This is a genomic window from Flavobacterium galactosi, assembly GCF_048158585.1.
GTDB lineage: Bacteria > Bacteroidota > Bacteroidia > Flavobacteriales > Flavobacteriaceae > Flavobacterium > Flavobacterium galactosi.
The window spans coordinates 69,906-81,311 of sequence record NZ_JBLNKV010000010.1 but is presented as its reverse complement, the minus strand read 5'-3'; the positions used below and the strand labels follow the sequence as shown (position 1 = coordinate 81,311).

Here is an 11,406-nt window from a genome sequence, read left to right as displayed (position 1 = left end):
CAATTTACCCCGAAATTAGGTGGTCAATTTGAATTGGAAAATGGTGGTCAGTTTGCTCCGGAACTGGTGGTCAATTTACACTGGAAAGTGGTGGTCAATTTGACCGGTTTTTCCAGTAATTATGCTTTAAACAATATTTTTCAAAATCTAATCTGAATTTGTCATTTACATCAATTATCTGAATTGCTGTTTTTTTTTCCAGTTCGTACCGTTGCAATAAATGTTTAGAAACATTATACTTTTTTAATGTTCCGTTTGTAATCTCATTTTTTTTGCAATCAATAAAATAATCAAAGTATTTTAAAAGTCCTTTTGGTAAAGGTTCGACTTCCTGTGGTGGGTTATAATAGTTATCGATTTGAGTTTGTAACCATTCTTTATTTATTTCATCAGGATTAACATAATTGAACGCATTTAAAACGTGGTTTTCAATTTTATTGAGTTCTGTATTAACTCTAGTCTGTTCATTGTTCAAAAGTATATCCCTTGACTTTTTTTTATGTTTGCTCCAGTAGTCTTTTGTAGTTTCAAATTTCGTATTTGATCCAAAGACAAAATCATTATCATTGAAACGATACAGTAATCTTATTTGCAAATTTGCTTTGTTTTTTGTTGAACGGTATAAAAAATTAACTGTTGCCATACTATTGATATTTTGAATAATACAAAAATAATCATTTTGTACGATAACCGTACGATTAAATACAATTACTTACATTTTAAAACAATCTATTAAACAAATCTATTTTCAGTAAATCACTGTAAGTATTATGTTTATTAATATATTTGCAATAATAAAAATGTAATTGATTTTAAATAATTGCAATGTTTGTAGTTCAGTCAAGGTCACAATAAAATATTAAAAAAGCCTGAAAAGCATTGATTTTGCGGGCTTTTTTTGGTTCGAAAAAATTTCCGATATTTTTGATCGATTAATAATTATCCTCACTTGTAAGCTCTAAAAGCTCTTTGAAGCTTAAATCGCAAGCTTCAATTAGAGCGAGGTATTTTGAAATTGCAGTTCTTGATTTACCAATACTCCCAGAGATTTTACGCAGTGAAAATCCCATTTCTTTCATTCTAATCATTTCTCGTATCATAATTGACCCTATTGTTTTATTGCTCATATCCTGTGATTTAGTTACCACAAAATACAGGTAAAAAACATCACACAAGAATAGCGCACTTTGGACTGGAATACCCAAGAGAATGTAACCTATCAAAATTATGTTAAACCTCTTTTAATAAAAAAAACGCGCCACTTGTTATGTTGCAAGCATGTTATTACATTGAATAATGGTAATTTTTCTGTATTGACACAAGTAATATTGTGAGAAAATATGAAAATTAGGATAGTTGAAGGTTATCCATTTTCGAGTTTAAAAAAGCATAAAATATTAAAAAAGCTCAAATTATCTGATTTTTTCGGCATAGTCATGTTATTTATCTAAAAAAATATTTAGTTTTGTCTAAAATAAATTTACTGTAACATAAAAATGAATAAAAATTATCCTGTACACTTTTTATTTCTTTTGTTTTTGTTTTCTTGCTCAAAAGAGGGTGATTATATTAATGATAGAATAGTATTTGCTTCTCCTGAAATTACTTCAGAAAATGTAACCTATCAAAATTATGTTAAACCACTTTTAACAAAAAACTGCGCCACCTGTCATGGTGTTGACGGCTCTGCCGAAACATGGTGGTTAAACTCCCATAATTATGAAAATACTGTTAGATATGCTAATCCAATAGCAACCACAATTATCAATGGAACCATGCCTCCACCACCAAAATTTCCTTTTTCCCAACGCGATCGCGATTTAATCGCTGCATGGATTGCAAAAGGAATGCCTGAAAATTAATCAATTACTTATTTAAATATTTATACAATGAAACTAAAATTATTTTTTGTTGCACTAGCAGCATTGTCCTTTACTTCAATGTTTTCACAAGACATTTTTACAACTTCAAACGCAAAAGTGAGTTTCTACTCTAAAACCCCCATACAAGACATCGACGGAACCAGCTATAAAGTAGCTACCGTTTTAAGTAACAAAACCAAACAAGTATATTTTAAAATTCAAAATACCACTTTCCAGTTTAGGGAAAAATTAATGCAAGAGCATTTCAATGAAAACTATATGGAAAGTGACAAATTTCCGGTATCTGATTTTAATGGTAAAATTTTAGAAGATGTTGATTTTTCAAAAAATGGAAATCATAAAGTAACCATCGTTGGTGTATTAAACATACATGGAAAAAAGAAAGAATATAAAATAGCAGGAACACTTTCCAGTAATGAAAACGGTTTAGTTTTAACTTCCGATTTTAAAATTAAACTGGCCGATCATGGAGTGGAGGTTCCAACGGTCGTCTTTGCAAAAATTGCAGAACAATTAGAGATAAAAATCACAGCAAATTATAAGCCTTACAAAAAAGTATAATGAAAATGAATCAAATATTTAGAATCGTTTTGGTTGTGATGTTACCTGTATTTAGTGTTACAGCTCAAGACAATATGGAGAACTACTTATCCTCGGAAACGACAAGCGAAAAAGACACGATTCCGGTTTATGCCACTTTTAAATCCTCCAAAATTATTAATGCCAGATCCAATGAACTAGTTCATAAAGGAGAACTTGATTTTATAATTTCCCATAGATTTGGCGATGCCGGAGGTCATTACGGTGGATTTAAAACCTTCTATGGAACTGACAATGCCGCCGATATTAAAATTGCTTTGGATTATGGACTATCAGACCGTCTAGCTATTGGAATCTCCAGAACAAAAGGAGCAACCGCTATTCGTCAGTTGCTTGAAGCAAATTGTAAATATAAGCTTCTCGAACAAACCGAAAAAGACCGTATCCCTTTGGGAATTACTTTCTTTTGTAACGCTGTTGTTTCCACAATGAGCTCTAATATTAATCCTAAAGTTCCGGATCATTTTGATACGTTTTATGATCGTTGGTCTTTTGTGGCCCAAACGATTATAGTTAGGAAATTTAGTAGCAATTTTTCATTAGCATTACTACCAACCTACACCCACTATAACCGTGTGGGGTATGGAGACAGTAATGATGTTTTTGCTGTCGGAATTGGAGCAAGAGCTAAATTAACCAAAAGAATGGCACTAATAGCCGATTATTTTTATACTTTCGATAGCGAAAATCGCAAAGCTTATTTTGAAAAAAACGGACTGCCTTTTTATAACCCTTTGGCAGCTGGTCTTGAAATTGAAACAGGAGGCCATGTTTTTCAATTGACATTTATGAATAATACGGCGCTGTTAGAAAATCAATTTATTCCTTATAGCACAACTTCTTGGAGGAAAGGTCAATTCCGATGGGGATTTAGTATTTCCAGACCTTTTTCATTTAAAAAGAAAAACAGGTAAAACAAAAGGGAGACTGTCTATTTTTTGTTTTGAGACAGCCTTTTTTAAATTCCTGAATTCAGCATATACTTAGAAATCTATGGTCTCCACCATGCTTTTAGCCTGATTTGAGAATATTTGGTAAACTTACCTCCAAACAAGCAATTACGTGTCTTCTTTAAGAATAAGGTGTTTCACAAACAAACCATATTAATATAATGAATAATTTAACGCTACTTTAAAATCATGTAATACTTTTAATTTTTTTGTAACTTTATATAGTAAAAATTCGTTGCGGCTTGCAAAAAATATGTAGAAGCTTATTCAGCTGCTGGTCAAATGTTGACACAATCATAAACAAAAAAGAAAATGAATACTAAAATCATCCAATCCTTAATTGGCGGTGTTATAGGCACAGCCGTAATGTCAATAGTGATGTGGGCTGCTCCGATGGTGGGAATACCTAAAATGAGCCCGCCTATATGCTCTCTATGATGCTGGGTGTTCCAATCATAATAGGTTGGTTCATGCATTTCATGATAGGAATAATTTTCGCAATGACTTACGCTTTCTTCTTTATTAACTTAGTTAAGAAAATTAGCAACTCTATTTTTAGAGGTATACTCTTTGGAATAGCCATATTTATCTTTGCCCAAATTATACTGGCTATACTGGGAGCCATAATAGAAGGAACGCCTCCGATGGAAGGTAATTTGTTGTTAATTATGGCGGGAAGTATAATAGGTCATATTGTTTTTGGAATTGCAGTTGCGTTGTTTGTTAAAGAAGAGATAGCAGTAAAACAATAAATACAATTGAAAGGTTTCTGTCTTAAAAAAGATAGGCTTTTAATATGTTAAAAAAACAAACTCAAGCGTAGGTAAATTGTACACTCGAAATAAAGTTTTCATACCCAATTCCTGTTCCTGTTTTTATATTATAAAGAGTTACAAATTCCACTTTGTTCCTTTCAATATTTGGAGCGTCCGATTTTAAATATTCTGAATTTTTAATAGCAATATTGGAGAATACATTCCAAACGAAATCGTACAACAAAAGAAGCACTTGACAGTGTTTCTGTATTTCTAAACGGAACTAAAAACGATTCCAATTCCGACGAGATAAGTTTTGTAGTCATTTAAAATATTCCAAATAGCAAACGAACAATTGTTTTCAATTCTATTGTGAATCCCATCCAAATGACAGACATCTCATCGACAACTAAATTTTATTTATACTAAAAAACACCAAATCATCAAGAAAAGAAATGATTTTTGCCTCGTCCTTATTTTTTCCAAAATCGGTAAGTGAAGGCAAGTTGTTCATGAAAAAATTCTGAAAATGAGCCATTTCAATAATTGTAGTAGCTAATGATTTCGGGTATTTGTATTTCGGATTACATTCTAAAATTAGATTTCCAATAACAGCACAAAGGTCTTTGTAGGGTTTGAAAAAATGGTGTCTATTGTCCTCGCTGACATGCTTTGTTAAATATGCCTTTGAGCCTTCTGAAATAACAATTTGATGCAACAAACTTTCGTTAACATAACTTGTTTTTTCATCATCTTTTACTGTCGTGGCTAATAATTTGATCACCAATTTTAATCTAATTATAGGATCATTAATATTATTAGTGTGAAAGCTTATCTGGTATTCAAGCCAACTCCAATACCAGGCTACAAGATATAACAGCAAGCGGTGTTTGTTTTCAAAGTATCGGTAAATGCTCGCTTCGGTTGTACCAATATCTTTTGCCAATTTTTTAAAGGTAAAGGTTTCAAAACCACTTTTGTAAATCAATTGAATGCTGTGCATAAGAATCTTTTTTCCCAACTCCGTTTGTTCAGGATTGCGGAGAAATAACGCCTCATTCATTTTTATTTGCAACTGTAACTCCATTTAAATCCTTGTATTAATTAGTCTTTGTATAATAAATGACAAAAAAGAAGATCCTTCCTCTTTGCCTGGCAAATATAGCTAAAATTTATTTTACAACTATTAATGATAGTATTACTATCATTAATAATATTATTTCTATCTTTGGCATATTAAACTAAAAACTGATTATGGAACTAAAAAATATGTTTAAGGAACTAAAAAATGACTTGCCAGCAAGTATTGTTGTGTTTTTCGTAGCCGTTCCTTTATGCCTTGGTATCGCATTGGCATCGGGTGCGCCATTGTTTGCAGGTATTATCGCGGGTATTGTCGGTGGTATTGTGGTGGGTGTTTCCAGTGGCTCACCTTTGGGTGTCAGTGGGCCTGCTGCCGGATTGGCAGTTATTGTTCTAACTTCTATTGCTTCGCTTGGGGGTTCATGGACAGCATTTTTAACGGCCGTTGTTTTGGCTGGAATTATCCAGCTCATTTTGGGATATGCCAAAGCGGGCTTTGTTGCTTACTTTTTTCCGTCTTCTGTGATTAAGGGGATGCTTACCGGTATTGGTCTTTTGATTATATTAAAACAAATACCCCACGCATTAGGCTGGGACAAAGACGCTGTTGGGGATGATGCTTTTTTGCAGTCGGATGGACAAAATACGTTTTCTGAGATTTTTAAAGCATTTGAATTTATAACGCCAGGGGCGGTGCTTATTGGAGTAATATCTTTGGCTATACTGATATTGTGGGATAAGGTATTGACAAAAAAACATAAAATATTCCAATTAATACAAGGGCCAATCGTGGTGGTGGCATTGGGTATTGTGATGAATTATTTTTACCAAAACGGGATACTGAATTTTAGTTTAGCTGCCGACCAAGTGGTACGATTACCGGTGCCGCATTCCGTTTCAGAATTTTTCGGGCAGTTTACTTTACCTGATTTTACCGCGTTATCTAATCCAGAAGTGTATAAAGTCGCTATTATAATCGCTATTGTGGGTAGTTTAGAAACTTTATTAAGTGTTGAGGCAACCGATAAATTAGACCCCGATAAAAGAATTACGCCAGCCAATAGAGAGCTAAAAGCACAAGGTTTAGGAAATATAATTTCTGGTTTAATTGGTGGGTTACCTATTACGCAAGTAATTGTTCGAAGTTCGGCAAATATATCTTTTGGCGGAAAAACAAAAATGTCCGCTATCCTTCACGGTTTCTTTCTGCTGTTGAGCGCCATTACTATTGCAAGTGTATTGAATATGATACCATTGGCAAGTTTGGCGGCTATTTTATTAATGGTGGGTTATAAATTGGCCAAACCGGCTCTTTTTAAAGAGATGTATAAATTAGGATGGGAACAGTTTATTCCTTTTACCGCCACAGTTGCCACTATTTTGGCAACCGATCTGCTAAAAGGGATTACCGTAGGGATGCTATTGGGCGGCTTTTATGCTTTGCGCCACAGCTACCGAAATTCGTACCAATTGAAAGATGTCACGACTACCGAAGAGGGACATGAAGTGCATCATATTGTTTTGGCCGAAGAGGTTTCATTTTTCAATAAACCAAGTGTCATACAAGCGCTGGATAGCATTCCTGCAAATTCAAAAGTGATTATTGACTGTTCTAATTCCAAATCCATTGATTATGATGTGGTAGAATTCATAAAAGACTATCAGATTAATGCCAAGACCAAGAACATAACGGTTGAAAAAATAAACTGTATCGAACCGGCTTAAAACAGAAACTTTTAAAAAAATAAAAAACAGAGAACAATGAAAACATTAAACAAAGAAATGCAAGATGCCATTACCCCTACAATGGCGATTGATATATTAAAAGAAGGTAATAAAAGATTTGTGAATAATCTTAAAATAAACCGTAACCTTTTGCAGCAGGCTAATGAAACATCGGATGGGCAACACCCTTTTGCCGTTATTTTGAGTTGCATAGACTCTCGAACTTCGGCGGAGTTGATTTTTGACCAAGGTTTGGGAGACGTTTTTAGTGTTCGTATTGCAGGCAATATTATTAACGAAGATATTTTAGGCAGCATGGAGTTCGCTTGTAAAGTGGCTGGATCGAAAATAATTGTAGTTTTGGGGCATACAAAATGTGGTGCCATAAAAGGCGCATGTGATCATGTGGAAATGGGGAACTTAACCGCTCTGTTAAGTAAAATTCAACCCGCAGTTTACGATGAAAAAACCGAAACCGAAAATCGCAGTTCAAGTAATGGGGAGTTCGTAGAAAAAGTGGCTACCATAAATGTAAAAAGAACGGTGCATGCCATGATGGAGCGCAGCCCAATTCTAAAAGAAATGATAGAAAAAGGTGAGATCGGAATTGTAGGAGGAACACATGATATTACAACTGGTATAGTAACTTTCTATGATGATACCATGATTGTAAATAGATAAGATTGAAATAAGTTTTAACGAATAATTAATATGTTTCAAGGTAGAAAACTTTTTAAAGCAACTAAGCATAAAAAGAAAACGTGATTGCACCAATTCTTGAAAACGAATTAGGAGTAAGTTGCATTGTATCCGATAAATTTGACACTGATACATTGGGAACTTTTTCGGGAGAAATTGCCAGAAAAGAGGATGCGCTAGAAAATCCATTAACGATAGATTAGAACGCGCCACAAAAAAAATAAAAAATAGTATTTACAAAACGTGTAGTTATAATTCGGCTACACGTTTTTATATTTAACCGCCTATGATGTTCTTAAAACAATTAATGTTCTTTTTGATGCTTACTGCAATAGGAGGTAATTCGTATTCGCAGGAACAAAGAATTACGGATAATAAATAGTATTGGCTGGCTTGCCTACACCGGCACATTTAAAATAAGTCCAAAAATTGCACTGCATACCGAATACCAATGGCGAAGAGTAGAAGGACTGAAAAAACTGCAACAAAGTTTGTTGCGAACAGGGATGAAAAACAAAAAACCAATTATATTGGTAAAGGTCCACATTTTTATAACTAAATTTACTTGTAATAACAGGACTTTAATAGCGTAAAAGACAACCTGATAAAATTGACACAGAGGACAAACATAAAATATCTAAAACTTAAGATCAATTTTTGGAGGGCTTTTTGCCGATTTGTCTAGCCAAAGATTAAAAATTGAAACAATTAATCTCGAACTTTAATCCGTAAAAAAAAATGTCATGAAGAGCGAAGATAAATTTTTAAGAATAATTATAGGTATTAATAAAAATGTAATTCGTGTTTTAATTGGCATAATGACTTTAAGTTTAATACTGGGTACATTACATCTTATCTATTTAGAATTTAAAAAAATTACTGCCCCTCCTTATTTATTGATTGATGTTTCCACCTTATTCGAAGTATTTAATTTGATATTGATTATTGCGGTTGGATATGAACTTATAAAAGCATTGCTATTAATTATTTCATCCAATATAATTCCTACTGTTCCAATTATAGAAATCTCAATTATTGCTATTTCAACTAAAATAATCACACTAGATATACAGCAAACAAATAGTAATATTATTATAAGTTTAGCTTTATTAATTGCTGCACTCGGTCTTACTTATTTTTTATTAAAATATTGTAAGACACCACAAAACAAACCCTAAACAAATTTAAGTAGCACCTATTTCTGAATAATTTTAATTTTTTTAGATAATTAAAGCAACGATAATTGAAGATTTAATGAGTAGCATAGTCCAATAAAGAATGGCATTCAGTTTCATACAATAATGTATTAGAGGGTCTCAAAGCTTCCTCTGAAGGTCTTAGTACAACAGAAGTCGGGAAGCACTTGCAAGAAGAAGGGCCTAATATCATTTACAGGTAAAGAACAACAACAAGAACAACAACATCAACAAGAATAATTTAGTGGTCATGCCGTTTGGAGTATTAAGCAAGATTTTTATGCCACAACATTTGTGTCAAACTTGCAGCGTATTATAGAAAAACAATGCGAACCGTATATGAAAAAACAAACAAGAATAGGGATGACTATAAAATCAATTGCATAGGCATCACAAACTGTAAAGGATTCATGTAAGCTGCAAGTGCTTTTTTTGCGGTATAACATTTTGATTGGCATTTGCCATAAAGTTTAGTACCTTTAAGAAGTGTTTTCGTTCCATACAGTTTGTACAAGTAAACCCCGAACGACTTGTAGACGCAGACTATCAGACCATCGAAATAGAAAAGTGTTTTAGTAAGATTCAATAGACAAACATTTTGGTAAACTGTAAAAATTAACCAAATGAATTTGATGAAATAAGCGTGATGGATAATTAAACAAGATGCGAATATGCAAACGGATTTGAGTTTTTGGATTGGCTTTAATGTATTTGTATTGTTGATGCTTGCATTGGATTTAGGTGTGTTTAATCGTAAAGCGCATGAAATAAGCATTAAAGAAGCCATGATTTGGACAGGGGTTTGGGTAACACTTGCCATGTGCTTCAATGGCCTTATTTATTATTGGCAAGGCGAGATAAAAGCGTTGGAATTTTTTACGGGCTACATAATTGAAAAGGCATTGAGCGTAGACAATATTTTTGTATTCGTTTTAATTTTTTCTTATTTCAAAACTCCGGCGATTCATCAGCATAAAATTTTGTTTTGGGGAATTATCGGAGCGTTAATAATGAGGGCTGCTTTTATTTTTGCGGGAGTGGCGTTACTCGAAAAATTCCATTGGACGATTTATGTTTTCGGAGCGATACTGATTTATACAGGATATAAGATGCTTACGCAAAAGGAGATAATAATTGAGCCAGAGAAAAATCCACTTATAAAATTATTCAGAAGAGTAATGCCTGTTACTAATGAACTGCATGGTGGTAAATTTTTTGTAAAACAAGATGGAAAACGGTTTGCAACGCCTTTGTTTTTAGTATTGGTGTTAATTGAAACCACCGATTTGATTTTTGCGGCAGATAGCATTCCTGCGATACTGGCAATCACACAAGACCATTTTATTGTTTATACTTCAAATGTGTTTGCAATACTTGGCCTGCGCTCTTTGTATTTTGCACTGGCGGGAATGATGGACAAATTTCGGTATTTGTCGAAGGGACTTGCTTTGATATTAATATTTGTCGGGCTAAAGATGTTGCTAGTTGATTTCTACAAATTGCCAATACAAATTGCATTGTTGGTAATTGTCGTTGTTTTATTTGTGAGCATAGGAGCATCATTGATGTCCAACAAGAGATTACAATAGGTTTAATCAGTTATATAAATGGTTTTTTGGCATAATAACAATCAACATAAAAGATTATGGATAAAATTCTTGTTACCACCGATTTTTCTTCTAACTCAAAAGCAGGGTTGCGTTTTGCCATTCAATTGGCATCCCAACATAAATTTGAGTTAACTTTTTTTCATTCCTATTACATTGCAAATCTTACATCAAGGAGTGATGCCATCTTCGTTGATTATGAAAAAATAGAAGCGGATAAAATTCAAAAAAAACTGAACCAATTTGTAGAATCGGTTTATAGGGACATTGATGTTGTTTCCGAAAATAAAAAGTGTGTAATAAAAAGTGCTGTTTTTGCAGACAGCAATGTCAGGGAATATGCTCAGGAAAATAAATTCAGTTTTATCTGCATCAGCACCAGAGGCTCAGGAAAACTAAAAAAAATATTCGGTACAAACACTTCCAGTCTAATCTCCCATTCAATAGTCCCTGTTATAGCCGTACCCCATAATTATCGTCGAAGTGAGATAAAGAGCGTCATTTACGCCTCCGACTTTGTAAATCTTGAAAATGAACTGAAAAAAGTAATTGAATTCACAAAGCCATTAAAGGCAAAAGTTGAAATACTCCATTTCAATTACCCCACCGAAATAACAACAAATAAAAACACCATAGATGAATTGGTAAAAAAAAATTCAAAGCATAATATTAAACTGCATATCGAAAATATCAATCTGGCCAAGAGTTTAATTTCAAACATAGAAGCGGTAATTAAGCAGTCAAAACCCTCCATGATGATTATGTTCACGCAACAAAACAGAAGTTTTTTCGACAAAATATTTTTCTCCAGTAACTCAGCCAATTATTCCTTTAATGCCAAAGTACCGTTGCTCGTTTTTAATAAAATAGAAGGCCAAGAAATGGAGAGATAAAAAAAAATGGTAAAA

General features: G+C 33.2%; 13 protein-coding genes and 1 pseudogene. 11 read left to right on the top strand and 3 right to left on the bottom strand.

The features are described 5' to 3' along the window. Positions 1–94 precede the first annotated feature (94 nt). Positions 95–643 carry a phage integrase SAM-like domain-containing protein gene (locus ACM55M_RS17090; RefSeq protein ID WP_416858882.1) on the bottom strand — a complete coding sequence of 183 codons (549 nt, stop codon included), beginning with the start codon at positions 641–643 and terminating at the stop codon, positions 95–97. A 289-nt stretch (positions 644–932) separates the two neighbouring features. Then, the gene (locus ACM55M_RS17085) at positions 933–1,100 is read right to left on the bottom strand and encodes a hypothetical protein (RefSeq protein WP_416858881.1); all 168 of its coding nucleotides are present in this window, start codon (positions 1,098–1,100) and stop codon (positions 933–935) included. Between the two features lie 396 nt (positions 1,101–1,496). Here ACM55M_RS17085 and ACM55M_RS17080 point away from each other — a divergent pair, with 396 nt between their 5' ends. From ACM55M_RS17080 to ACM55M_RS17065, 4 genes are all read left to right on the top strand, one after another. Then, the gene (locus ACM55M_RS17080) at positions 1,497–1,862 is read left to right on the top strand and encodes a c-type cytochrome (protein ID WP_416858880.1); all 366 of its coding nucleotides are present in this window, start codon (positions 1,497–1,499) and stop codon (positions 1,860–1,862) included. Positions 1,863–1,889: 27 nt separating this feature from the next. Further along, positions 1,890–2,444, top strand: coding sequence for a YceI family protein (locus tag ACM55M_RS17075; protein WP_416858879.1), 555 nt, complete (start codon positions 1,890–1,892; stop codon positions 2,442–2,444). A gap of 5 nt (positions 2,445–2,449) precedes the next feature. Further along, positions 2,450–3,397: a DUF5777 family beta-barrel protein gene (locus ACM55M_RS17070; RefSeq protein ID WP_416858878.1), complete on the top strand. Its 948-nt coding sequence runs from the start codon at positions 2,450–2,452 to the stop codon at positions 3,395–3,397. Between the two features lie 470 nt (positions 3,398–3,867). After that, a complete protein-coding gene (locus ACM55M_RS17065; RefSeq protein WP_416858877.1) occupies positions 3,868–4,185 on the top strand; it encodes a hypothetical protein in 318 nt (105 codons plus the stop codon). Positions 4,186–4,597: 412 nt separating this feature from the next. Here the strand turns inward: ACM55M_RS17065 and ACM55M_RS17060 are convergent, their stop codons facing one another. After that, on the bottom strand, positions 4,598–5,251 hold the full coding sequence (locus tag ACM55M_RS17060) for a TetR/AcrR family transcriptional regulator (RefSeq protein WP_416858876.1): 654 nt from the start codon (positions 5,249–5,251) through the stop codon (positions 4,598–4,600). Between the two features lie 191 nt (positions 5,252–5,442). Here ACM55M_RS17060 and ACM55M_RS17055 point away from each other — a divergent pair, with 191 nt between their 5' ends. From ACM55M_RS17055 to ACM55M_RS17025, 7 genes and pseudogenes are all read left to right on the top strand, one after another. Continuing rightward, positions 5,443–6,996: a SulP family inorganic anion transporter gene (locus ACM55M_RS17055; RefSeq protein WP_416858875.1), complete on the top strand. Its 1,554-nt coding sequence runs from the start codon at positions 5,443–5,445 to the stop codon at positions 6,994–6,996. 36 nt (positions 6,997–7,032) lie between these two features. Then, the gene (locus tag ACM55M_RS17050; protein WP_416858874.1) at positions 7,033–7,677 is read left to right on the top strand and encodes a carbonic anhydrase family protein; all 645 of its coding nucleotides are present in this window, start codon (positions 7,033–7,035) and stop codon (positions 7,675–7,677) included. 80 nt (positions 7,678–7,757) lie between these two features. After that, positions 7,758–7,898, top strand: a complete 141-nt coding sequence (locus ACM55M_RS17045) for a hypothetical protein (RefSeq protein WP_416858873.1) — start codon at positions 7,758–7,760, stop codon at positions 7,896–7,898. A gap of 540 nt (positions 7,899–8,438) precedes the next feature. Continuing rightward, positions 8,439–8,873: a phosphate-starvation-inducible PsiE family protein gene (locus tag ACM55M_RS17040; protein WP_416858872.1), complete on the top strand. Its 435-nt coding sequence runs from the start codon at positions 8,439–8,441 to the stop codon at positions 8,871–8,873. A gap of 113 nt (positions 8,874–8,986) precedes the next feature. Continuing rightward, positions 8,987–9,094 (top strand): annotated as a pseudogene (locus ACM55M_RS17035) (cation-transporting P-type ATPase); the annotation flags it as partial. A gap of 468 nt (positions 9,095–9,562) precedes the next feature. Next, entirely contained in the window at positions 9,563–10,480 is a 918-nt protein-coding gene (locus ACM55M_RS17030; RefSeq protein WP_416858871.1) for a TerC family protein, read from the top strand. 56 nt (positions 10,481–10,536) lie between these two features. Next, complete coding sequence (locus tag ACM55M_RS17025; RefSeq protein WP_416858870.1) at positions 10,537–11,391, top strand: universal stress protein; 855 nt, start codon at positions 10,537–10,539, stop codon at positions 11,389–11,391. Positions 11,392–11,406: the final 15 nt, after the last annotated feature.